The following is a 23335-nucleotide window of genomic DNA, read 5'->3' on the forward strand; positions in this document are numbered from 1 at the left end:
GATCACTCCGATCCTTCGAAGTCCGCGACCCACCGCGCGAGGTCGGCGGCGATGATTGAGAACGACACGGCACCGGGGTCGGGATGCCCGATGCTGCGTTCGGCGAGTGGACGCGCCCGCCCACGTCGGGGCGTCATGGCCGATGTCGCGTCGGCGCCTGAGCGGGCCGCGGCCGCTGCGGCGGCGAGCGCCGCCGCGATGCCGGTCCCCGCCAACACCCGTTCCGTGAGCGTCTGGTCGAAGGGTGCCATCGCATCGAGCATGGTCTTGTCGCCCGGCTCCGCCCCGCCGAGGGCCGCCACTGCGGCGTGCGCTGCCGCGACCGCCGCCGCGACATCGGCGGCGGTGAAGGCTTCGGGCGACCCGAGCGAGCGCCCGACCTGCGCGAGCGCAGTGCCCCACAGGGCCCCCGACGTCCCGCCCGCCGTCTCGGACCACGCGTCGCCGGCGCGCTCGAGCAGCTCTTTCACACCGATCGACTCGTCCGCGGACTCCGCCGCCTCGACGGCGGCAGTGAGGCCTCGTGTCATCCCAATGCCGTGATCGCCGTCGCCGGCGATCGCGTCGAGTTCGCCCAGGCGGTCCGCTTCCGCCGCGATCGCCTCCCGCGCGCTGACGAGCGAGCGCCGCGCGATCGCGGCGGCCCTCCGCGCGGCGGGGGTGGCCGGTGCCGGGATCCCCGGTGCCGAGGTCTGCCCGCCAGCGGGCCGCGAGTCGGCTGCGCCCGGTCTGCCGGCGGCGGTCGCTCTCGCGGACGGCGCATCCGCAGAAACGCGCCCCTTCCGGAAGGCCGGCGAGGAGGCCGGAGCCCGCCACAGCTCTTCGAGCTCGTCGTCGAGCCAGAGCAGGCTGAGCGAGACGCCCGCCATGTCGAGGCTGGTGACGAATTCGCCGCACAGCGGTTCCACGACCTCCACGCCTTGCGCCTCGAGGTGTTCCACGACGTTCCCGAAGAGCACGAACAGCTCCTCGTACTTGACCGAGCCGAGTCCGTTGACGATCACCGCGGCGCGGCGCCCGCCATGGGGCCGCTCCTCCAGGAGGGGCGCCGCGAGCGTGACGGCCAGTTCGGACGCTGACTGCAGGGGCACGTCGCGCACGCCGGGCTCACCGTGGATTCCGAGGCCGATCGACATCTGCCCCGCGGGAACCTCGAACAGGGCGTGATCCGCGCCGGGGAGCGTGCAGCCGGCGAAGGCGACGCCGTGGCTGCGGGTGCGGCTGTTGGCGCGCGCGGCGAGACGCTCCACCTCGTCGAGCGGGTCCCCGCGCTCGGCTGCGGCACCGGCGATATGGAAGACGCACACGATCCCGGCGATCCCGCGCCGCTCGTCGGCCGCTTCCTGCGGGGCACTCGCGACGTCGTCGGTGATGAGCACCGTGCGCGCATCGATCCCTTCGTCGCGCAGGCGCCGCTCGGCCTCACCGAAATGGATCACGTCGCCCGCATACCGGCCGTAGGTGAACAGGATGCCGCCGCCCGCGTCGGCGGCATGTGCCACGCGCAGCGCCTGAGCAGTCGACGGCGAGGTGAAGACGTTGCCGCACACGGCGCCTGCCGCCAGGCCCGTCCCCTCTTTAAGGGAGGTTGAAGGGGTGGGAAAAGTAAGGAATAAGGATAAGAACGCGTAAGTGATAGAGAGGTGATAGGGGGAGAAAATAGGGTAATATGTGGTGGTTTATAATCGACGAGTGGCGAGAGATTTGAGAGGTGGAGGAGGAGTATTTAAGGGGGGGGGGGGGGGGGGGGGGGAGGGGAGGAGGAAATGTAGAGAAAAGAGGATAAAGAATAGAGAAAAGTAGGAGAATAGATGAGAGAGAGGGGGAGGGGGGGATTGTAGATAAAGAGGGGTTATTGATAGGGAGGGTGGGGGGTGGTTGTTGGAGGGGAGAGATAAGATAATGTAGTAAAAGGTGAGAATATATGTGTAAAAGGGTTTATGAAGATTGAAGTGAGGTATAAGGAGGAGTTGTGGTGTGGTAAAATATATGAGTAGAGGTAGAGTGGTATGTAAGATGATATTGAGAGAAGGTGTGATGATAGTAATGTTGGGAGTTGGGATTGGAGAAGAACGAGTGAGAAAAATGTATGTGTGGGTGGGTTTGTGGGATATGTGGGGGGGGAAGTGTAGGAAATTATGGAGGGGAGGAGTGTTGTGGTTTGGTGGGGGGGGGAAGGAAATGTTGGGGGGAAGGTATGAGATATTATATATAAAAGAGAGAAAGGAGAAGTGGGAGGGAGGGGTGGGGGGGGGATGTGGTGGGGGAGGAGTGTGGGGGGGGGAAATGGGGTTTAGGATGAAATAGATGAGGGAGAAGGTGGGGCAAGGTTTGTGTGGTTGTGTTTTGTTGGGTGGTGGGGGGGGGTGGGGGGGGGGGGGGTGGGGGGGGGGGGGGGGGGGGGGGGTGGGGGGGGGGGGGGGGGGGGGGGGGGGGGGGGGGGGGGGGGGGGGGGGGGGGGGGGGGGGGGGGGGGGGGGGGGGGGGGGGGGGGGGTTGGGGGGGGGGGGGTGGGGGGGTGGGGGGGTTGGTTGTTGTTGGGTGGTTATGGGGGTGTGTTTTGTTGTTGGGGGGTGGGGTGGGTGGTGTGTGTTTGGGGGTGGGGGGTTGTGTGTTGGTGGTTGGGTGGGTGGGTTGTTGGTTTGTGGTGGGGGTTGTGGGGGGTGGGGGTGGGGTGGGTGGGGGGGTGTTTGGTTTGGGTGGTGATGTGGTGGTGTTGGTTTTTTTTGGGTGGGGTGTGGTTTGTGTTTGGTTGTGGTTTGGTTTGTTTGGGGTGTGGGTGGTTGTTGTTGTGTGGTGTGGGGGTGTGTGTTGTGTAGGTGTTTTTTTGGATTTTGGGGTGGTTGTTGGTTGGTTTGTTTGTGTAGTTAATGTTGGGTGGTTTGGGGTTTGTTGTGGTGTTTGTTGGGGGGTGTGTGTGTTATTAATAATTGTGGTTTGTTGGGGTGGTGGTTGTGGGGGTTGTATGTGTGTTGTGTGGTTTTGGGTTGTTGGTGTGTAATTGAGTGTTGGTGTGTGTGTTAGTGTATTTTGTGGTATATTGATACCAAGTTTGTAGGGGGGTGAAGTAGGTTGTCCCGATGGAACCGGCCCGGAGGCGCGGCCGCCGCACATCTGCTGGTTCGCGAGGGCGTGGAGTTCGACGCCGTCTTCGCGTTGAGCGACACCCTCGGACTCGGTGTGCTGCGAGCGCTCGGCGAAGAGGGACTGCGCGTCCCCGACGACGTCGCGGTGATCGGCTTCGACAACATCGACGAGAGCAAGTGGTCGGTGCCCTCCATGACGACGGTCGATCCGGGCCGCGACGAGATCGCCGCGATCGCGGTCGACCGGCTCATCGAGCGCATCAACGAGAAGCACGAGCGCCGGCCGCCTGAGACCTTCAAGCCCGACTTCCGCATCATCAAGCGCGAGTCGACCGGTTTCACCAGCGCAGGCGACTGAGGAGACCCCGGCGTCAGCGCTCGGCCACGGCCGGAGGCCGGCTCTCACGTGCCGGCGGAGTGACACCGTCGCCGAAGTCGACGACGGTGTCACTCCGCGGGAGCGCCGGTTGAGGCGTCAGCCGTTGAACAGATGCGGCAGCAGATCGATCAACGCCTTCTGCCAGACGTCCCAGCTGTGCGGACCGGGGATGATCGGAGCGAACTCGTGTTCGATCCCGCGGTTGTTCAGCGCGCTGACGAGACTCAACGTGTTCTGGTAGGTGAAGTCCTGCATGTCACCCGAGTAGATGCGCAGGAGCTTCGTGCCCTCGTTGATCGCCGCCACGTTCGCGTTGGCTGGGGGGTTGGTGAACGCCGACATGGCCCCGATGTAGGCGAACTGGCCAGGGAACGTGTACAAGGTGCTCAATGCCGCCTGCGATCCCATCGAGAGGCCCGCGAGGGCTCGCTCTTCGGGGTCGTTGCTGACGTTGTACTGCGCCTCGGCGGCCACCGTGATTCGCTGCGTGATCTCGTTGGGGAAGTTCACGCCGTTGCCGTTGGCCATCACGACGACCATGGGAACGATGTCTCCCTCGGCGTAGTGCTTGTCCAGGATCTGGGCGGCGAAGCCGACCTCGATCCAGTCCGTCCACGTCTGTCCGCCGCCGTGCTGGAGGTAGAAGACCGGGTAGGCCTCGGCGCGATCGGGGTCGTAGTCCGGGGGCGTCCACACGTAGGCGGAGCGAGTGGGGTTGCCGTTCGCGCCGCTCGTGTAGTCCATGACCTCGACGTTGCCGCGAGCCTCGGGGGCGACCGGCGTCGTGTACTCGCCACGGAGCGTGTCATCGCCGGGCACCTGGAACGTGCTCCAGTTCGGCTCCGAGAGCACGGTCGTCGGGTTGGTGGTGTCCTTGCGGTCCGACCCCTCCACGACGAACTTGTAGTAGTACGAACCCGCCTCGACCGGCATCGTCAGACGCCAGCGCCCGTCATCCTGCTTGGTCATGGGCGTGCGCGGCCAGCTGCCCGCCGGGCCGAAGTTGCCCCACACCGTGACATTGTTCGCGCCGGCGAACTCCGTGCCGGTCTCGAAGGTCACGACACCGTTCCCGTCGATCCACGGCGTCGGCGTGGTGCCGGCGGCCGGGAGCGAGTGCGGCTCGAGCGCGAGGTGCCCCTCACTCGGCCCGGTGTCACCCGGCGTCCGGAACACGCGCTGCGCGAAATCATGCAGGTTCTTCTGCCACGTGTCCCACGTGCCGCCCGTCTCGGGGTCGGATCCGTCCGACTGGAACTCGACGCCCGCTGCGCTGAGCGAGGCGGCGAGGTTCACCGTCGAGTCGTAGCTCGGGTCGGTGACGTTGCCGACGTAGAGACGGATGAGGTCGGTCGCGTCGTTGATCTGCCGCGCCTTGCCCTTGCCGACGTTCTGCTCGAGGTCACCCGAGAACGAGCCGACGCTCGAGAACTCTCCCGTGGCGCTGACAAGAAGGCTGAGCGCCTGCTCGGCTCCTCTCCCGATACCGGCGATCGCGCGATCGTCGCCGTCTCTGGAGACGTTGAACGCTCCCTCCGCGGCGGGGAGGAGATTCTTGACGACCTCACCGCGGATCTCATCGGACTCGCCGTCGCCCATCACGACGACCATCGGCTCTGCGTCGCCCTCGACCGCGAGATTGTCGAGGATCTGCTTCAGTCGCCCGAGCTCCACCCATTCGCGATAGCTCTGGCCCGCGTCCTGCAGGAGGTAGAGCACCGGGTAAGGCTCGGCACGGCTCTCGTCATAGCCCGGTGGGGTCCACACCAGCGCCGAACGCTCCGCGCCGGTGACGGAGCTCTGGTAGGTGAGATCCTCCAGCGCCCCCCCGTCGGGGACGTCAGCCAACCATTCGGCGCCAGGGCCGTCGACGAACAGCGTGTTCCACGCGGGCTTCGAGGTCACCTCCTGGGGGCTCGCCGGGTTGCGGAACGGGAACGCATCCTGGTTCCAGGCCGACCTGGCCGAGTACTGGTAGTAGTACAGGCCGGGCTCGAGGGGTCCGATCGTCGAGGTCCAGTTACCGCCGCTCAACCCCATGTTCAGCGTGGTCCATGTCTTGCCGGGGGCGAAGTTGCCCTCCACCGCGACGACGCCGCCGTTGATGCCCGTCGCCGGCTGGATGGCCGAGCTGGGCACCGTGAAGCGGTAGACGTCTTCGACCCCGGGGGCGTTCGGCGGTAACGACACCCACTGGTCGCTTCCGGCTCCGGCCGCGGGCGTGGCAGCGACCAGAGTTCCTCCGACCACGACCGCCGCGGCGAGCACTGCGGGCAACGCCCGGCGCCGCCCCTGGCGGCCCCGTCGCCGCTGTTCCTTCACACTCATTCGATTGGTTCCTCACTGCGTCGTGCACATTGACATGCGCGGTGGACTCGCATTGCAGAGGGTCGCCCCTCATCGCTGTGGACGGTCACGACGTGTGCGATTCGCACGGTGTGGCTGCGATTTACAACGTCGTAAATTCCGAGAACCATCGTGGCCAACGGGTGAGACGTGTGTCAAGAGGAATTTTCAACGTTGTAATGGATGATGCGGGCTCCGGGTCGAGGAGTCGCGCCACCGTGTCAGACGGGGTGCGAGGATGACCGGCGTGGGTTCGCCTGCGATGCGTGCACTCCCTCGTCCGTCCGTCAGATCACTTCCTCCGACCACGGGTCGGGGTTGCCGAATCGATGTGCGGTGATCGTGACGGACTGCTCATGGAGGAACGGCAGCAACTCGAGCCGGCCGGCGGTGGTGACCTCGTTGTCGTAGACCGCGAGATCGGGGTCGCCGCCCATCGCCTGCGCGACGACAGCGTGCAGCGCCGCGACCGACTCGGCCTGGCCGATGAGTCGCGCGCGCGGGGGCCGCGGCTCGGGGTCGGCATCGGCGGCCGCCGCGACGATGTCGACGGCGGTAAGCCGCTCGAGCCACTGCTCGTCGGTCTCGACGAAGACGGCGACGTCCTCCTCCGCGAGCACGCGGCGCACCGCCGCGGGCAATCCGACGGGCGCGCTCAGCGTCAGTCGCGAGCCGGCACGAAGGCCCGCGATGACGACCCGGAGCACGGCCTGCCACGACGCGTCCGCGGTGGCGCGCAGCGCGACCGCGGAGATCGGGCGGTAGCGGAAGAGGTTGCGCTCGACGCCGAGGCCCGAGACATCCTTCACCTGCCCGAACTCGCGGTCCCACGCGATCGCGTCCGACAGGGCGCCGCGACGGAGCCACTCGAACGCCTCGTAGTCGAGCGACGGCTGCGCGGCCTCGATCAGGGCGGCGATCCGGGTGTCGAGACCGCGCAGGTGCAGGGTCGCCGACGCCGGGGCGCCCGAGGTGGCGCGCCAGCGACCGAGACCCACAAGGTAGTTCGGGCCGCCGGCCTTGGCGCCGGCGCCGACCGACGAGCGCTTCCAGCCGCCGAACGGCTGGCGCTGCACGATGGCGCCGGTGATGCCGCGGTTGACGTAGAGATTGCCCGCCTCGACGCGGTCGAGCCACAGCGCGAGGTCGTCCGGGTTCTGCGTGTAGAGGCCTGCGGTGAGCCCGTAGGCCACGGCGTTCTGCAGCTCGATCGCCCGCGCGAGCGAGGACGCGTGCATGATCCCGAGCACGGGCCCGAAGAACTCTTCGCGGTGGAAGCGCGAGCCGGGCTGCACCCCGGTGCGGATGCCGGGAGTCCAGAGCCGTCCGTCGTACTCGGGGGCCGCGTCCAGGCGCCGCGGCTCGACGAGCCAGGACTCCCCCTCCTCCAGGGTGGTGAGCGCCCACTCGAGCTTGCCGCGCGGCACCTCGACGACCGGGCCCACCTCGCTGAGCGGGTTCGATGGCGGTCCGACGCGCAGGGAGGTCGCAGCATCCACCAGCTGACGCGCGAAGCGCTGCGAGTGGCCGACCGGACCCACGAGGATCGCGAGCGACGCGGCGGAGCACTTCTGGCCGGCGTGGCCGAACGCGCTCTTGATGAGATCGGATGCCGCGAGGTCGAGGTCGGCCGTCGGCGTGACGATCATCGCGTTCTTGCCGCTGGTCTCGGCGAGGAGCGGCAGGTCGGGACGCCACGAGCGGAACATCGCCGCCGTCTCCCACGCACCGGTGAGGATCACGCGGTCGACGTCAGGGTGCGAGAGCAGAGTCTGCCCGAGGGCCCCCTCGTCGATGTCGACGAGAGCGAGCACGTCGCGCGGCACGCCCGCCTCCCACAGCGCCTCGGCGACGACCGCGGCGCAGCGGCGCGCCTGGGGAGCGGGCTTGAAGACGACGCCGGATCCCGCGGCGAGGGCCGCGAGCACGCCGCCGGCGGGGATCGCGATGGGGAAGTTCCACGGCGGCGTGACGACGGTGAGCCGCGCCGGCTCGAACACCGCACCGCTCACGCGGTCGAGCTCGCGCGCGGTGGCGGCGTAGTAGTTCGCGAAGTCCACGGCCTCGCTCACCTCGACGTCGGCCTCGGCGAAGACCTTGCCCGTCTCGGAAGCGGCGACCTCGATGAGCTCGCCGCGGCGCGCCTCGAGCGCGCGGGCGGCGGCGGTCAGCACGAGGCTGCGCTCCGCCGCGGGGAGCGCGCCCCACGCCGGTGCCGCGTCGCGCACGCGCGCCACGATGCCCTGCAGCGCGGGCTCGTCGGTGACGCGGGCCGCCTCGACAGTGGCATCCCCCGCGCGCGAAGTCTCGATGCGCGACAGGATGCTGCGCGCCCACGTCCGGTTCGCCGGCAGGGAGGGATCGCTGTCCTGGGCGTTGCGGAAGCCCGGGGCGCCGGCAACCCGGACACCGGACTCGCGCGGCGAGAAGACGGCCGTCTCGACGAACGCTTCGGCGCCGAAGACCTGCTCGGGGACGGACCGCTCGAGCGGAGCCGTGTCGCCCGGCACGGCCGAGCGCGCGATGCCGATCACGGCCTGCGTGAGGCCGGCCTCGTCGGAAGCCCCGGCGGCCCGCCGAAGACGCGCCTGAGCCCGCGGGGCCCCGGCGCAGGCGGCTTCCGTGGTGGCGGTCGCCTCGGCGGCGCGGTCCTGGTCCCGGTTCGGGCCCGTCGCGAGGGCGGGGTCGTCGGCGCGGGCGAGCGAGGCGAGGAACCGGTCGCGCTCGCGGCCGAACATCGCCGGATCGTCCGCGAGGTCGAAGGCCGCCGAGAGGAAGTTGTCGCTCGAGGCGTTCTCCTCGAGGCGTCGCACGAGGTAGCTGATGGCCACATCGAACTCGTCCGGGCGGACGACCGGCACGTACAGCAGCACGTGGCCGACCTCGCGTGTGACGGCCTCGACCTGGCCCTGCGCCATGCCGAGCAGCATCTCGAACTCGACATCCGGCCGGACCCCAGCCGTGCCGGCGAGCAGCCAGGCGTACGCGATGTCGAAGAGGTTGTGCCCGGCGACGCCGATCCGCACCGCTCGGGTGCGCGCCGGGTCGAGAGCGAGACGGAGACAGCGCACGTAGTTGGCGTCGGAGTCGACCTTCTCGCCGTAGGTGGCGAGGCTCCAGTCGTGCATGACGGCGTCCACGCGCTCCATCGCGAGGTTCGCCCCCTTCACGAGGCGCACCTTGATGCGCGCGCCGCCCGCCGCCACGCGCTCCTGCGCCCATGCGGTGAGCCGCTCGAGCGCCGGCAGCGCGTCGGGGAGGTACGCCTGCAGCACGATGCCCGCCTCGAGGCCCCGCAGCCGCGGGTCTTCGAGGAGGCGCGTGAAGACCGCGATGGTGAGGTCGAGGTCGCGGTACTCCTCCATGTCGAGGTTGATGAACGTCGGGCCGCTCACCGAGCTCGTCGGCGAAGCCGCGGTCAGGTACAGCGGGCGCAGCCGCTCGACGACCTTGTCGACCACCTCGTCGAACGCCCACATCGAGATGTGGCTCGCGATCGCCGACACCTTCACCGAGACGTAGTCGACGTCGGGGCGGCGGATGAGCTCGTGGATCCCCTCGAGCCGCCGCAGCGCCTCCTTTTCGCCGAGCACCGCCTCGCCCAGCAGGTTGAGGTTGAGTCGCGCGCCTCTCTCGCGCAGCGCCGCGATGGCCGGGCCGAGCTTGTCAGGGCGCGCGTCGACGACGAGGTGCCCGACCATCTCGCGCAGCACCCGGCGCGCGATCGGCACCACGGGCGACGGCAGCACCGGTGCGACCGCGCCGCCCACGCGGACCGCGCCGCGCAGGTACCACGGCAGGAACTCGGGCACGAGAGGCGCGACGCGATGCAGATGGGATGCCGCGGCCGACAGGCTCTCGGGACGCATCACGCCGTCGACGAACCCGATGGTGAACGGCAGGCCGTTCGGGTCCTTCAGCACACCGGCCAGTCGCTCGGCGGCCGGGTCGACCTCGGCCTCGGCGCTCTCGGCGATCCACCGCTGCGCCAGGGCGACGGCCTCGCCGGCCAGGCGCTCGTCGGATCGGTCTTCCATTCGCACTCCAGCTGTCACCTCGTCGGACTCCGTGCTTCCAGCCTGCACCCCATCGTGCGTCATCGGCCTCACATGCTGCATGAGGTCAAGGGTGAGGCATCCATTCATTCATGAAAAGCGATCATCTACGATCGATATCATTCGAGATTCTCGATGGGATGCCGATGTTCGAGCTGCGACGCCTGCGATTGCTCCACGAGCTCGCCCTGCGCGGCACGCTTGCGGCGGTCGCCGAGGCGCTCTCGTACAGTCCGTCCACGATCTCGCAGCAGCTCGCGCAGCTCGAGAAGGAGGCCGGCGTCGCCCTGCTGGCCCCGGAAGGACGCCGCGTTCGCCTCACCGAGCACGGCCGCGTCCTCGCGGCGCACGCGGCGCGAGCGCTCGATCTCGTCGAGCAGGCGCGCGGCGAGCTCGAGTCGCTGCACCCCGGTCTCGCGCCGGTGCGCGTCGCGGTCATGCAGACGGCCGCGCTCGCGATCGTTCCCGCGGCGCTCGCGCTCCTCGCGGAGCGCGCCCCCGACCTGCGCGTCGAGCTCGTCGAGATGCCGCCGGAGCTCGGGCTGTTCGAACTCTCGGCGCGCGGCGTGGACCTCGTCATCGCAGAGCAGTACCCCGGCCACACACGCGCCCACGCGAAAGGCCTGGAGCGCGACCGGCTCGGCACCGACCCGATCCATCTGGCCGTGGCATCCGTCGATCCCGCTCGCTCACTCGACGCTCTGCGGGAGCGCCCGTGGGTCATGGAGCCCGCCGGCACCGCCGCCCGCCTGTGGGCCGTCCAGCAGTGCCGGGCAGCAGGGTTCGAGCCCGATGTGCGGTATGAGCTCGCGGACCTTTCGGCCCATGCGCGCCTCGTCGCAGCGGGGCAGGCGGTCGCCGTGCTTCCCGATCTGCTGTGGGACGGATCGGCGATCCCGGTGTCACTGCTCGAGCTGCCCGGTCGACCGGCGCGCGAGATCTTCACGGCTCAGCGCACGGCCTCACACGCTCGTGCGGGCATCCTCGAGGTGAGACGCGCATTGCACGACGCGTTCCCCCCGCGGAAGACGGATGCTGCGGCCCTGGTCGGCTGAACCGCCGGCGATCGCGCAGCGGCGGGCTGCAGCATCCGTCTCCCGTTCAGGCGTCTCCCGTTCAGGCACGCTCGGTGCGCTCGCGGCGCTCCGGCGGGGCAGGCGGCCGGGTGATCTCGTCGCTCGCGACCTCGTCGCGCGTGTCGGCGTGGCCGTCATGACGGGCGTCGGCGACGACGTCGCGGGCATCGGCCGGCCGGCCGGTGTCAGCCCGCGCGGTCGTTCGGGCGTCGGCGGCGGCCGAGGGGTTCGCGCCGTCGCCGCTCCCGGAACCGTCGACGTAGGGGTCGACGTCGTCGGCCTTGCGCATCGCCTCCGCGTGCTGCCGGCGCAGGTCTTCGGCTTCGGCGCGGTGGTCGTCGACGCGTCCCGCACGGCGTTCCGCGTCGATCGAGGCTTCGGCGGCGCGGGCCTTGGCGTCTTCCGCGGCCGCCGCCGCGGCGGCGGCATCCGCCTGCGCACGGGCAGCCTCGGCCTCGTGCTGCCGGGCCTGCAGCTCCGTCTGGCGCGCGTCTTCGCGCAGCTTCTCGGCACGATCGTGCTGGTGCCGTCGACGGCGCTCGCGACGCCCGCGTGCGGTGAGCAGCAGCGCGACGACGACGATGGCGAGCACGACGACGATGCCGACGATGATCCAGATGAGGGTGGTCGTATCCACGGCTCCTCCTTCTCCCTCCGACGCCGGCGGGGTACCGACGCCACCGCTGTCAGGCAACTCCGCACGCCCCTCGGCCGCAAACCCATTGCGCGGGCGCTGTCGCTGCGCTACGCCTGGCACCGTGGGCGCTTAGGCTGCCGATGCCTGCGCGCATAGGATGAGGCTCTCGCCAACGCAGTTCCCCTCCATCCGCCACGCCTCCGAAGGACTCGCGTTGACAGACTCCCCCGCACTCCTCTTCGACCCCGACCGTCCCCGCGATGACGCGGAGGCGCTCCGGCTGCAGGAATGCTCGCAGGAGCAGATCCGCACGATCGGGCGCATCCAGGCGCATGGCGTGCTCTTCGGCATCGACGAGGCGACGGGCGTCGTGGTCGTCGCGAGCGAGAACGTCGAGCACTGGCTCGGACGTGATCTGCGGGACGCCGGCAGCGACACCCTGTCCTGGGCGATCGGCCAGGGGCTCGCCGTCGATCCCGTGCGGGCGGAGTTCGAGGGCTCGGTCTACGACGTGATCGCGCATCGCGGCACCGTGCCGCTCGTCGTCGAGCTCGAGCCCGTCGTGCCCGAGCTGGACTACGTACGCACCGGGGTCGTCGGCGCGATCCAGCGGCTGGCGGGAGTCACCGACCCCGACGAGCTGCGCCAGCTGGCGGCTCGCGAGATCAAGGCCATCACGGGCTACGACCGGGTCATGTGCTACGAGTTCCACGATGACGGGCACGGACAGGTCGTCGCCGACGAGCGAGAACCCGACATGGAGCCGTACTTCGGGCTGCACTTCCCCGCGTCGGACATCCCCGCGCAAGCGCGCGCCCTGTACATCGAGAAGCGCTCACGGGCGATCGCCGACACGGAGGACCCGGGACTGGCCCTGCACACGCTCCTCTCCGAGGAGGCGCGCCTCGACCTCGGGGGAACCGAGCTGCGCGCCGTGTCGCCGCACCACCTTCAGTTCATGCGGAACATGGGGCAGGCGTCGACGGTGTCGTTCGGCCTCGTCATCGAGGACCGCCTCGTGGGCATGTTCACGTGTGCTCACCGCACCCCCCGACGCATCCCGGTGCTGCTGCGTCGGGCCCTCGAGGTCATGGCGACCCAGATCGTCACGCAGCTCGCTGCCGCCGATCAGATCCGGCGCCTGCGCCGGCAGCTCGAGGCGCGCGAGCGGCGGATCGCCCTCATCGCACCGCTGTACGGGCGCGGCGATGTCGGCGCCGTCCTCATGAGCGGCGAGCGGACCGTGCTCGATGTGATCCCGGCCGACGGCGCCCTGCTGCGGATGGGCGACGCCGTCCACACCGTGGGCGTCGTGCCTGCTCCGGCCCGCCTGTTCGCGGTCGTCGACGAGCTCGGTCCGGGAAGGCTGCTGTGGGAGGCGCTGCCGATCGAACGACCGGAGTTCGCTGTCGAGGTGCCGGGCGTGACCGGCCTGCTCGTCGTACCCCTCGGCGGCGACGGCGATGCACTCGCCTTCGTGCGCAGCGAGGTGTCTCGCACGGTGGACTGGCTCGGCGACCAGCGGCCGGAGAACCGCGACACCCCGCTGTCTCCTCGCCGATCCTTCTCGGCCTGGCGCGAGAGCGTCACTGGCCGCAGCCTCCCCTGGGGCGAGCATGCGCAGGACGCGTTCGACCTCGGCGAGGAGATCAGGTCTGCCATGATCGCCCGCACGCAGGCCGAGCTCGCCGAGCTCGCGCTGCGCGACGCCCTCACGGGTCTGCACAACCGGCGTTTCCTCGACGACCGGCTGGATGAGCTGCTGCACGGCTCAGAAGCCGCGGTGGCGGTCGTGTTCCTCGACCTCGACGACTTCAAGCTCATCAACGACACCTACGGCCATGAGATGGGCGACGCGGTCCTGGCCGCCATCGGCCGCAGACTGAGCGGGGTGGCCCGCAGCTCCGACGTCGTCGTGCGGCTGGGCGGTGACGAATTCGTGATCGTGTGCGTCAGCGCGGGGCCGGAGGAGGCCGCCGCGATCGCGGGGCGCGCGCTGGCCGCGATCACCGAGCCGATCATCGTGCGGGGCGTCGAGGTCACCGTCAACGCCTCGGCCGGCGTCGTGGCTGCCGAGCGCGGTGTCTCACCCGGAGGACTGCTGAACGCCGCCGACGCGGCGATGTACCGCGCGAAGCGCGGGGGCGGCGGCCGCGTCTCAGCGTGACGGAAGGTCGGGCTCCGGAAGGACCCTCAGCCCCGCGGACGAGTTCGCCGCGTCGACCAGATCCTGAAGCCAGAGCCGGTTGATCTCGGGCATGGGCCCCTCGTACTCGAACCTGAGGGGGGTCACCGGCGAGATCCAGACGGCTTGACGCAGAGACGTGTCCTCGTCGATGTGCGCGAACGAGAGGTTCTCCCGACGCCGCAGCTTCGCCATGATGACCAGCTCGAGGTGAGCGAGCGTGCGATCGTCGATCGTGAAAGACGCCGGCGGCGCGCCGTAGTGAAGTTTGCCCACTCCTCGATCCTACGGGCGGCTGGGCGCAGGTACGCTGGGGCGATGGCGATCGTGAACCGGCTCACCGTGGATGGACGCGACTACTTCCTGCCCGACCCTGTGGCGGAGTTGAAGACCAACATCCTCGAGGCGATCAAGGCGGGGGGCGGTTATGTGAACATCCCGCCGCTGCGCGGCGGTCCGGGAGTCGACATCCTCTTCTCCCCCGGCATGCCGGTGACGTGGTCGCAGTTCGAGGTCGGCGAGGCGCCGGCTCCGATCGACGAGCCCGACGACGAACTCGCCGACTACGAGCTCTGACGCCGGCCACGAGGGTCACACCCCGGCGCTCGATCCCACGAGTGTCAGCCCGCTGCCAACAGCGCATCCATCTCCTCGGAAGGCATCGGCACACCCCAGAGGTAGCCCTGTCCGCGGTCGCAGCCGCGCCGCCGGGAACGCTCGAGGTCCGCGATGGTCTCGATGCCCTCGGCCACGACCCGCCAGCCGTGCGCGGCGCTGCTCTCCACCACTGCCGCGATCGCGTCGTCGGCTCCGGCGTCGTTGCGCTGCGTGAGCGATCGGTCGATCTTGACCTCGTCGATCGGCAGGTATTCCAGCATGCTCACCGTGGTGTCGCCGCCCGCGTAGTCGTCGACCGAGATCGACATCCCCGCCGATCGGAGCGACTCCATCGCCGTCAGCATCTCCGGACGCAGCTGCGGCGTCGGCGCCTCGGTGATCTCGACCGTCACTCCCACCGGGTCGATCCCGAGCCCGTCCAAGCGCGCGACGACATGGTCTGCGTAGCGCTGCGAGAAGTGCGCCGGTGACGCATTCACCGCCAGCCCGAGCGGATGACCCGCCTCACGCCACTGCGTCACCTGGTCCACCGCGACACTGAACACGTGCAGGTCGACCTCATCGAGGAAATGGCCCTCCTCGGCGAGGGGGATGAACCTGTCCGGCGGAACGGCGCCGAGGAGCGCGTGATTCCAGCGGCAGAGAGCCTCGACGGCGACAGGTTGGATCGACGACGTGGCATCGGGAGACCACAGCGGCGACAGATCGTACTGCGGCTGGAAGGCGATCCACAGCTCCCCGGTCGAAAGCGCAGCGCGCAGATCACGGGTGAGTGGGGGAGTGCGGGGCATGCCACCAGAGTCGACGACGTTCGCAACCAGGCGCAACACCAGACACGGACGGAGGAACTGCGTATAATGCGCGCGCCGTCCCTCCGGCCCCACGCGAATCGCCGGGATCCGGCGCCGCGGGGCTAAGGTGGGGTCGATGGGCACGCTCACCTACGACACCCGCGTCACGACGTCGATCGACGATCGGATCCTCGCGCATCTGCAGGCGGTGATCTGGGCCAAGCTGCGGCGCGGCGAGTCCTTCCCGTTCACCTGGAGCGACCCGACCCGAGCCGGTCTCGGACGCACGTCGGTGTGGCTGAGTCCGAACGTCTCGCTCGCGTTCGAGTACTTCGGCGGCCGCCAGCCGCGGCTCAACCCCGCATGGGTGGACGCTCTCGCGAAGGCGGCGAACTCCCCCGCGGGCCTCACGATCGTGCCCGAGCCCGAGAACCCCTCAGCTCCGCAATAGGCTGACGCGTCAGTTCCAGACGCTGGGTGCTTCCGCACGCGTGGGAGGGAGAGCGGATGCTGCCGCCCAGTCGTGAACCCATGCATCCACTTCGGGAACGCCCTCGGGGCGGCCTATCGCCGCGAACAGCTCCTCGTGCGACAGCGTTCCTCCGGAGCGCTTCATCATTCGGGCGCGGATGATCGCGCGGGCATAGACCTCGCCGCCCACGACGGCGCGATGCTCGAGGTAGACGGCCTTGTCGTCGTGCCCGATCAGGCGCGACTCGACGTCGAACTTCTGCCAGAGGTTCAGCGACTTGCGGAACGTCACGGTCTCGCTCGAGACGACGGCGTACCAGCCGTACGTCTTCATGACATCCCAGAGGCCCGTCCGCACGAGCAGGTCCCACCGGCCGAGGTCGAACAGCGACAGATATCGCCCGTTGTTCATGTGACGCAGCAGGTCGATGTCGGTGAGGAGCGTGGTGAGCCGGATGCGGCTGATCTCGTCAGGGCCGAGTCGCCCGCCTCGCCGCAGCCGCCGCCGCGCGGTCACCATCACGATCAGGGTGCGCCACATCACGTTCACGAGGTGCGATCGTAGCGACCCTCGATCGCCATGCAGATTCGCTTGTCGGATCCCGACAGCCAGGGCCGCAGCATCCGCTCGCCACTGCCTGTTCACCGTGCGTTCCCCCGATTTCGGGTCTCGCGCCGACGCGCGTAGAGTCTGGCCATGGAAGCCGAAACCCAGACCGACATCGTCGTCCGTCCGGTGCGCGACGTCGACGCGGAGGCCCTCGGTCGCGTCCACGCGACCGCCTGGCACGAGACGTACGACCACCTCATCAGCAAGGCCGCCCTCGAGGCCGTCTCCCCCAAGCGCCTCGCGGAGCTCTGGACGCACTGGGCCGTCCAGGGTCCCGAGTTCAAGATGTTCGCCGCCCTCGTGAACGGCGACATCGTCGGATTCGCCGGCTCCGGCCCCGCCCGCGACAAGGATGCTCCGCGTTTCCGCGAGCTGTACTTCATCTATCTCCTCGACGCCTACCACGGCACCGGCATCGGCCAGAGGCTCTTCGACGCCGTCGTCGAGCCGGCCGAGGGGCTGTACCTCTGGGTCGCCGACGACAACCCGCGTGCGCACCGCTTCTACACGCGCAACGGCTTCACGCTCGACGGCGCGACGCACACCGAGCCCTTCCTCGGCGAGACCCTGACCGAGGTGCGCTTCGTGCGCTGATCCACGTTGTCCCGAGGGGCGTGTCCGGTTCACCGGGCACGCCCCTCGGCATCTCGCCACGCGTGCGCCGACCCGTCGCGCATCCGGAAGACTGGACGCATGCCGCCTCGCACCGCGCTCACCGTCTGGCCTCTCGAGGGCATCCCCGAGATCGAGGCGGGTGCCGACCTCGTCGACATCATCGCCCGCGCGGTGGAGGACGACCTGGCGGACGGCGACATCCTCGTCGTGACCTCGAAGATCGTCTCGAAGGCCGAGGGACGCTTCGTCGTCGCCGACGACCGCGAAGACGCCATCACGTCCGAGACGGTGCGGGTCGTGGCATCCCGCAGCACGCCCAACGGCGCGACCACGCGCATCGTCCAGAACCGCCTCGGCATGGTCTCCGCTGCCGCGGGCGTCGACGCGTCGAACACGCCCGAGGGCACCGTGCTGCTGCTGCCGGTCGATCCCGACGCCTCCGCCCGCGCGATCGCCGCGGGCCTGCGCGAGCGCCTCGGCGTCGAGGTCGGCGTCATCGTGTCGGACACGCTCGGCCGCGCCTGGCGCGAAGGCCAGACCGATCACGCGATCGGCGCCGGCGGCGTGCACGTCTTCGAGGACCTCCGCGGGGGCACGGATGCCGAGGGCCGCCCGCTCGTCGTCACCATGCCGTGCGTCGGGGACGAGCTCGCCGCCGCGGCGGACCTCGTCAAGGGCAAGGCGGCCCGGCGCCCCGTCGCTGTCGTGCGCGGGCGCGCCGACCTCGTCGGCGCTCTGGACCTGCCCGGCGCCCGCTCGATCGTGCGCCCCCTCGAGAAGGACATGTTCCGCCTCGGTGCCGACGAGGCCTACGCCGAAGGATTCGCCGCGGGCGCAGCATCCCTCGCTCCCTGACTGTTCTCTCACCCAAACCACCCCTTTTCGCCGAGCCCACCCATCCCGGACGGGCCAGGACGGGTGGCTTCGGCGAAAAGGGGTGGTTTGGGCGGGTGGGAGCTTGAGGCGGCTCAGCGCCCGGACGAGAGTACGGCCTCGCCAGCCGACACCTGCACGCTGATGGCGCTCGACGCACCGGGCGTGGACCCGACGTTGTTGTCGAACCGGCCGGCCGAGACCTGGGAGCGCACGTCGTACTCCCCCTCGGGGACCGTGAGCCGCAGCGAGCCGGCGCTCACGTCGAGATCCATCGCATCCGGCTGTGTGCCCGTGAGCGTCGCATCGAGGGAGCCGGCGCTCACCGTGAGGTCGGCCTGGCGCACACCTTCGAGCTCGAGCGTGCCCCGTCCGGCGCTCACGTCGGCGCTGAGAGACTCCGCCGAACCCGTGACATCGAACGACCCGGCGGCCAGCGACAGCGCGAGATCGCCGAACTCGCCGTCGGTCACGAACTCGCCGGCCGCGAGCGATACGTCCGCGTCGAGGCCGTCGAGCGAGGACGGCAGCCGCAGCACGGCGTCTGCTCTCCCGTCGCCGAACCAGCCGCGCCAGACGAACCAGCCGAATCGATCGGGCGACGAGACCTGGAGCGAGTCGCCGTCGCGCTCGAGCTGCCAGGCGTCGGCGTCCCACGAACTCGTCACCTCGAGCTCTGCCTCCCGCACATCGGTGAACTCGACGCGCAGCGTGCCGGCGGCGGCATCGACGTCCAGCTCTTCGACGCCGGCGGCGTCGACCGTGCGGGTGGAGGTGTGCACCGACGCCGAGGCGATCGTCCCGACGGCCGCCGAGATCGTCGCGCCGAGGAGAACGATCCCGCCCACTACGATCACGACGATCGCGACGGCGCGCGATCCGCCGGAGGAGGGCCGCGGCGGTTCGACGGGGTTGTCGGGGGTCACGGGAGGAGGGGTCAGGGTCGTGCTCATCGGTTCGTTCCTGTCTGCGGCCCACGGCCGCTGGGTGTCGGGGGAGCCGGCGGCGTCGGGCCGCCGTGCTCGAGGTGGGCGATCGCGGCGAGCACACGCCGGTTGCCCGACTCGTCGGGTTCGAGGTCCAGCTTCTGGAAGACCGCGGTGATGTGCTTCTCCACACTGCCCTCCGTGACATGCAGTGCCTTGGCGATGGCCTGGTTGGACCGGCCCTCGGCGATGAGCGCGAGCACCGAGGCCTCGCGGTCGGTGAGGCGCAGCATCCGTTCGTCCCTCGTCCTCCGGCTGAGCAACTGCGCGACGACCTCGGGATCGAGCACCGTGGCACCCGCCGCGATGCGCTCGATCGCCTCGAGGAAGTCGGCGACGTCGGCGACACGGTCCTTCAGGAGGTAGCCGAGCGCCCCGCCGCTGGAGGAGATGAGGTCGGCGGCGTACCGCTCCTCGACGTACTGCGAGAGCACCAGCACCGCGAGCTGGGGCAGCCGCGCCCGCAGCGACAGCGCTGCGCGGATGCCCTCGTCGACCCAGGTCGGGGGCAGCCGCACGTCGAGGATGCAGAGGTCCGGCGCCGTCTCGTCCACGGTGTGGTCGAGACGCGATGCGTCGGGAAGGGCCGCGACCACATCGTGGCCGGCGTCCTCGAGCACCCGCACCAGGCCGGCGCGCAGCAGCGCCGAGTCCTCGCAGATCAGGACGCGCACGGGATGCTCACCTCCACGCTCGTGGGTCCGCCGGCCGGGCTGTCGATGCGCGCCTCGCCGCCGGCCGCGAGCACGCGGTTGACGATGCCGTCCAGGCCGCCGCCGGGGATGACCCGTGCGCCGCCGATGCCGTTGTCTTCGACGCGCGCCCACAGCGTGCCGGGCTCGCGCAGCCGCGCGACCACGCGTACCTCGGTCGCCCGCGAGTGCTTGGCGGCGTTGGTGAGCGCCTCGGCGATCACGAAGTACGCGGCGGCCTCGGTGTCGCGGCTGCATCGGCCGTCCAGGCGGACGTCGGTGTGCACCGGCACGACCGAACGTGCGACGAGCGCCGAGATGGCCGCGTCGAGTCCGCGATCATCGAGGACAGAGGTGTGGATGCCTCGTGCCAGCTGCCGCAACTCCGTGATGGCCGCCTTCGTCGAGGTATGGGCCTCGGTGATGAGGGCCTTCGCGGCCTCGGGGTCGGCGTCGATCTTCTGCTGCGCGAGCCCGAGGGTCATGCCGACGGAGACGAGCCGCGGCTGGACGCCGTCGTGGAGGTCGCGCTCGATGCGCGTGCGCTCGACGTCGGCGGCACGCACGGCACCGGCGTGCTGCTGGCTCGACATGCGGGCAGCGGCGGCGAGCTGCGCCTCCCGCGAGGGGACCATGATCGCCCGCGCGATGATGCCGTGGAGCACGCCGAGTCCGATGAGCGCGGCGGCCGAGAAGAGCGCGGCGAAGATGCCGACGGGGACGGCCCACGCGAGCGGCACCTCGATGCCGGTGCGGGCGAGACGCACGGCGCTCGCGTCGGCGAAGAGCGGCGCGAACGCCAGCACCGCGCCCGACACGAGGATTCCGGCGAGGGCCACGACGACCCAGCCGAGGATCGTCGCGATCGCCAGGTTCGCGATGGCGCGCCATGTGCCGGGATCGATCGTCTGCATCCAGAGCGTGCGGAGGAAGCCGCCGAATCCGGGGCGACCGCTCGATCGCGGATGCAGCCGCACAAGCCCGAAACGGTAGAGGCCCTCGACGCGCTCGGTCTCGAGCCAGCCGAGCGCGAAGAGCACGTAGACGAGCCCGACGAGCACCACGAGGCCGATGCCCAGCACGAACACGAGGCCGATGCCGACGCCGAGCAGCGTGAAGAGGAGGGAGAAGGCCGCTGCGCCGAGAACGCCGAGCGCTGCGAGCTGCGCGATGGCGCCCGCCACCTGGGCGGGCCGCGTCACTGGGCGGACGGGAGGGGAGTCCGAGGAGGTCATGTCACCAAAGCTAGGCGCGTGCGCGGCGCCGCGCGCCCGAGGCATCCGGAGACTTCGCTTCGGGTTATCCCCCTCCCCTGCTCCTCCCCTGAGGGTCTTGTCGCGGTTTGGGGCGCGCCCCGCTCGCTTGGGGCGCGTGCCGTGCGCCCCGAATGCACGGGGCGCGCCCCAAACCGGAACGCCCGGGCGCGGGACGTCGGTTCCTCGCGCTACGGTGTCGACGATGCCAGCCGCCAGATCCCGCAAGACCCAGGGCACGCAGCCGCCCTCCTTCGACTTCGACGCATCGGCGCTCGGCGCGCTCGACGCCGGCGATGACGACATGCTCGACGCCGGCCGCCTCGACGGCGTCGCGTACGCGGGCATCACCCGCGACACCTGGCAGCTCGAGTCGGGCGCCACAGTAGAGGCCTGCCGGTTCGACGGCCTCGACCTCAGCACCTGGACGCTGCGCGGCGCCCACCTCGTCGAGTCCGTGTTCGCCGCAGCGAACGTGCCCGCCGTCTCGGCGGCGCGCGGTGGCTGGCGCGACCTGGAGTTCCAGGGCAGCAGGCTCGGCTCGCTCGAGGCCTTCGACGCGGCGTGGCGCGGCATCCGCTTCACCCGCTGCAAGCTCGGCTACGTGAATCTCCGCGGAGCCGAGCTGCTCGACGTCGCCTTCGTCGACTGCACCATCGACGAGCTGGACCTGTTGGATGCTGCGGCCCGCCGCGTCGCGTTCGACGGCGTCCGCATCGGCACGCTGAACGCGAGCGGCGCCCGGCTCACCGACGTCGATCTGCGCGGCGCCGACCTCGGCGAGGTGATCGGGATGGACGGGCTTCGCGGCGCGACCATCTCACCCGATCAGCTGCAGCTCATGGCACCGGCCCTCGCGGGCCTCGCCGGGATCGTCGTCGAGTAGGCCGGTCGCGTCAGCGGCCGGTCACTTTGCCGAACAGGCGGGCGATCGGCGCCAGCACGAGCGGGCGCGCGGCGACCCAGGCGGCGGCGATCACGATGAGCGAGGCGGCGAAGAACCAGAAGCCGGTCCAGTTGTCGGTGTACGCGTCCGGGTCGATCGAGCCCTGCGCGGCGTACATGTGGTTCAGGTTGCGCAGCGCCCCGGTCGCGAACACCAGGAACACGTGCACGGCGATGAACGCGACGAAGTACAGCATCACCGGGAAGTGCACCGCGCGGGCCCACTCGAGCGGGTACGCCCTGTTCAGCCCGGCCGCGTTCTTCGGCCACACGTGGCTCATCCGCACGCCGGTCGCGATCGCGAGCGGCGCGGCCAGGAACACGGTCGCGAAGTACGCGAGCTGCTGCAGCGAGTTGTAGTTCACCCAGCCGTTCTCGGTGGGCCAGTCCAGCGACACGTACTGCAGCCCCGCCGAGACCGCGTTGGGGAACACCTCCCACGACGTGGGCACGATCTTCATCCACTGCCCGGTCACGAACAGCAGCACCACGAAGATCACGCCGTTCACGATCCACAGGATGTCGAGCGACTGGTGGAACCACAGGCTCAGGCTCATCTTGCGCCGGCCGTTGCTGCGCGGCGACCAGAACACGCTCGGCCGCTTGTCGGTGCGGACCTGCAGACCGGTGCGGATGATCAGCACCATCAGGAACACGTTGAAGAAGTGCTGCCACCCGAGCCACGCGGGGACACCGACCGGGGCCCCTTCGGGCAGGTGATACTCGCCCGGGTAGGCGGCGAGGAAGTCCACACCCCACTCGGTCGACAGCAGCCAGCGCACCGCGAACACCGCCATGCCCGCCGCGTACAGCACCCCGGCGCCACCCACGATCACCGCCCCGACCCACTGGCCACGGGTGAACGGGCCGATGCGCTTCGGCTCCGGCCTGGCCGCCGGTCGGGTGCGCGCGGCCCTGCCCGCCCACACGGTGCGGTGAAACGGCAGCGGCTGAGACAGCGGGACTCCGGTGGCGGTGGCGGGCGCAGCGGGGGCGACGACCTCGGCAATTCGGGTCTCCGCAATGGCGCGAGTCCGGGCTGTCTCGACGGATGCCTCGACCGCGGCCGCGACGACGGGAGTCGGCGCGGCAGTGGCCGGGCGCGGAAGACCGGCGCGCACCACGCGCTCCGCCGGCGCTTCCGCAGCCGGCGCGGGCGCAGCATCCGTCACCGCAGCGGCGGTCGCGGTCGGCGCGAACCCAGCCGGCGGCCACGGCTCACCACCGGCGACCCGCGGAAGCCCGCGGCGGAGCGCCTTCGCACCCTCACCCGCAGCCGAAGGTGTCACCTGTTGCCCGGCCTCCGCGCCCGCGGCGACCACAGGTGGCACCTTGACGGGGGTCACCGCCTCCGAAGGTGTCGCTTCTGTTCGCGTGGCGGTCTCGGTGGCGACGACGGCTGCCACGTCCGTGGTGGCACCGGCCGCAGCGGCCGGGACAACGCCCGCCGGCGGCCACGGCTCACCCCCCGACACCCGCGGCAGGCCACGGCGAATCGCGCGCCCAGCCGACGCCACCCCAGCGACCTCGGGGGTCGCGAGGCGCGGGGTCGACGCGTCGGCTCCCGCGGGTCGTGCCACCACCTCGACGAGGGGCGCCTCCGCGGGCGCGACACCGTTGCCGTTCGTGCCGGGCGCGGCGCCCGCCGGAGGCCAGGGCTCACCGCCCGGCACACGCGGCAGACCCCGCCGCACCGAGGAACCGAACGTCGCCATAAC

General features: G+C 70.2%; 19 protein-coding genes. 8 read left to right on the forward strand and 11 right to left on the reverse strand.

All coding sequences use genetic code 11. The annotated features are described in order from the left end of the window. Positions 1 to 2: 2 nt before the first annotated feature. The gene (locus MRBLWH3_RS01945; RefSeq protein ID WP_363435224.1) at positions 3 to 1661 is read right to left on the reverse strand and encodes a dihydroxyacetone kinase family protein; all 1659 of its coding nucleotides are present in this window, start codon (positions 1659 to 1661) and stop codon (positions 3 to 5) included. Between the two features lie 1410 nt (positions 1662 to 3071). Between MRBLWH3_RS01945 and MRBLWH3_RS01950 the strand changes: the two genes are divergently transcribed. After that, complete coding sequence (locus tag MRBLWH3_RS01950) at positions 3072 to 3443, forward strand: substrate-binding domain-containing protein (protein ID WP_363428178.1); 372 nt, start codon at positions 3072 to 3074, stop codon at positions 3441 to 3443. A 117-nt stretch (positions 3444 to 3560) separates the two neighbouring features. Here MRBLWH3_RS01950 and MRBLWH3_RS01955 read toward each other — a convergent pair whose 3' ends face one another. Together MRBLWH3_RS01955 and MRBLWH3_RS01960 are read right to left on the reverse strand one after the other, a co-directional pair. Then, positions 3561 to 5792, reverse strand: coding sequence for an alpha/beta hydrolase-fold protein (locus tag MRBLWH3_RS01955; protein WP_363428180.1), 2232 nt, complete (start codon positions 5790 to 5792; stop codon positions 3561 to 3563). 305 nt (positions 5793 to 6097) lie between these two features. Next, complete coding sequence (locus MRBLWH3_RS01960) at positions 6098 to 9847, reverse strand: bifunctional proline dehydrogenase/L-glutamate gamma-semialdehyde dehydrogenase (RefSeq protein ID WP_363428182.1); 3750 nt, start codon at positions 9845 to 9847, stop codon at positions 6098 to 6100. 164 nt (positions 9848 to 10011) lie between these two features. Between MRBLWH3_RS01960 and MRBLWH3_RS01965 the strand changes: the two genes are divergently transcribed. After that, positions 10012 to 10920 (forward strand): LysR family transcriptional regulator, encoded by a 909-nt coding sequence (locus MRBLWH3_RS01965; RefSeq protein WP_363435227.1) that lies wholly within the window; start codon positions 10012 to 10014, stop codon positions 10918 to 10920. 61 nt (positions 10921 to 10981) lie between these two features. Here the strand turns inward: MRBLWH3_RS01965 and MRBLWH3_RS01970 are convergent, their stop codons facing one another. Then, positions 10982 to 11578 carry a hypothetical protein gene (locus MRBLWH3_RS01970; protein ID WP_363428184.1) on the reverse strand — a complete coding sequence of 199 codons (597 nt, stop codon included), beginning with the start codon at positions 11576 to 11578 and terminating at the stop codon, positions 10982 to 10984. A 214-nt stretch (positions 11579 to 11792) separates the two neighbouring features. Between MRBLWH3_RS01970 and MRBLWH3_RS01975 the strand changes: the two genes are divergently transcribed. After that, positions 11793 to 13745, forward strand: coding sequence for a diguanylate cyclase domain-containing protein (locus tag MRBLWH3_RS01975; RefSeq protein ID WP_363428186.1), 1953 nt, complete (start codon positions 11793 to 11795; stop codon positions 13743 to 13745). On the opposite strand, the gene MRBLWH3_RS01980 is transcribed toward MRBLWH3_RS01975, so the two are convergent. Further along, complete coding sequence (locus tag MRBLWH3_RS01980; protein ID WP_363428188.1) at positions 13737 to 14039, reverse strand: hypothetical protein; 303 nt, start codon at positions 14037 to 14039, stop codon at positions 13737 to 13739. The two genes, MRBLWH3_RS01975 and MRBLWH3_RS01980, sit on opposite strands and share 9 nt — an antisense overlap. Before the next feature lie 42 nt (positions 14040 to 14081). Between MRBLWH3_RS01980 and MRBLWH3_RS01985 the strand changes: the two genes are divergently transcribed. Continuing rightward, positions 14082 to 14339: a hypothetical protein gene (locus MRBLWH3_RS01985; protein ID WP_363428190.1), complete on the forward strand. Its 258-nt coding sequence runs from the start codon at positions 14082 to 14084 to the stop codon at positions 14337 to 14339. A 44-nt stretch (positions 14340 to 14383) separates the two neighbouring features. Here MRBLWH3_RS01985 and MRBLWH3_RS01990 read toward each other — a convergent pair whose 3' ends face one another. Beyond that, positions 14384 to 15172: an EAL domain-containing protein gene (locus MRBLWH3_RS01990; RefSeq protein ID WP_363428192.1), complete on the reverse strand. Its 789-nt coding sequence runs from the start codon at positions 15170 to 15172 to the stop codon at positions 14384 to 14386. A gap of 136 nt (positions 15173 to 15308) precedes the next feature. On the opposite strand from MRBLWH3_RS01990, the gene MRBLWH3_RS01995 reads away from it, so the two are divergent. Then, complete coding sequence (locus MRBLWH3_RS01995) at positions 15309 to 15623, forward strand: ATP-dependent DNA ligase (RefSeq protein ID WP_341996226.1); 315 nt, start codon at positions 15309 to 15311, stop codon at positions 15621 to 15623. A gap of 9 nt (positions 15624 to 15632) precedes the next feature. Here MRBLWH3_RS01995 and MRBLWH3_RS02000 read toward each other — a convergent pair whose 3' ends face one another. Beyond that, positions 15633 to 16193 carry a thioesterase family protein gene (locus MRBLWH3_RS02000; RefSeq protein WP_363428194.1) on the reverse strand — a complete coding sequence of 187 codons (561 nt, stop codon included), beginning with the start codon at positions 16191 to 16193 and terminating at the stop codon, positions 15633 to 15635. A 147-nt stretch (positions 16194 to 16340) separates the two neighbouring features. On the opposite strand from MRBLWH3_RS02000, the gene MRBLWH3_RS02005 reads away from it, so the two are divergent. Further along, on the forward strand, positions 16341 to 16847 hold the full coding sequence (locus MRBLWH3_RS02005) for a GNAT family N-acetyltransferase (RefSeq protein ID WP_363428196.1): 507 nt from the start codon (positions 16341 to 16343) through the stop codon (positions 16845 to 16847). 99 nt (positions 16848 to 16946) lie between these two features. Beyond that, entirely contained in the window at positions 16947 to 17723 is a 777-nt protein-coding gene (cofE, locus tag MRBLWH3_RS02010) for a coenzyme F420-0:L-glutamate ligase (RefSeq protein WP_363428198.1), read from the forward strand. Positions 17724 to 17836: 113 nt separating this feature from the next. Here cofE and MRBLWH3_RS02015 read toward each other — a convergent pair whose 3' ends face one another. Genes MRBLWH3_RS02015 through MRBLWH3_RS02025 form a run of 3 tightly spaced genes read right to left on the reverse strand, consistent with a single transcriptional unit; the run spans position 17837 to position 20654 of the window. Next, positions 17837 to 18694 carry a DUF4097 family beta strand repeat-containing protein gene (locus MRBLWH3_RS02015; protein ID WP_363428200.1) on the reverse strand — a complete coding sequence of 286 codons (858 nt, stop codon included), beginning with the start codon at positions 18692 to 18694 and terminating at the stop codon, positions 17837 to 17839. Further along, positions 18691 to 19401 carry a response regulator transcription factor gene (locus MRBLWH3_RS02020; protein ID WP_363428202.1) on the reverse strand — a complete coding sequence of 237 codons (711 nt, stop codon included), beginning with the start codon at positions 19399 to 19401 and terminating at the stop codon, positions 18691 to 18693. Before MRBLWH3_RS02020 ends, MRBLWH3_RS02015 begins: the two co-directional genes overlap by 4 nt. Beyond that, positions 19389 to 20654 (reverse strand): sensor histidine kinase, encoded by a 1266-nt coding sequence (locus MRBLWH3_RS02025; RefSeq protein WP_363428204.1) that lies wholly within the window; start codon positions 20652 to 20654, stop codon positions 19389 to 19391. Before MRBLWH3_RS02025 ends, MRBLWH3_RS02020 begins: the two co-directional genes overlap by 13 nt. 223 nt (positions 20655 to 20877) lie before the next feature. On the opposite strand from MRBLWH3_RS02025, the gene MRBLWH3_RS02030 reads away from it, so the two are divergent. Continuing rightward, the gene (locus MRBLWH3_RS02030; protein ID WP_363428206.1) at positions 20878 to 21558 is read left to right on the forward strand and encodes a pentapeptide repeat-containing protein; all 681 of its coding nucleotides are present in this window, start codon (positions 20878 to 20880) and stop codon (positions 21556 to 21558) included. Between the two features lie 10 nt (positions 21559 to 21568). Here the strand turns inward: MRBLWH3_RS02030 and MRBLWH3_RS02035 are convergent, their stop codons facing one another. Then, entirely contained in the window at positions 21569 to 23332 is a 1764-nt protein-coding gene (locus tag MRBLWH3_RS02035) for a cytochrome b/b6 domain-containing protein (RefSeq protein WP_363428207.1), read from the reverse strand. Positions 23333 to 23335 lie beyond the last annotated feature (3 nt).

The sequence above is a fragment of the Microbacterium sp. LWH3-1.2 genome, assembly GCF_040675855.1.
Lineage (GTDB): Bacteria > Actinomycetota > Actinomycetes > Actinomycetales > Microbacteriaceae > Microbacterium.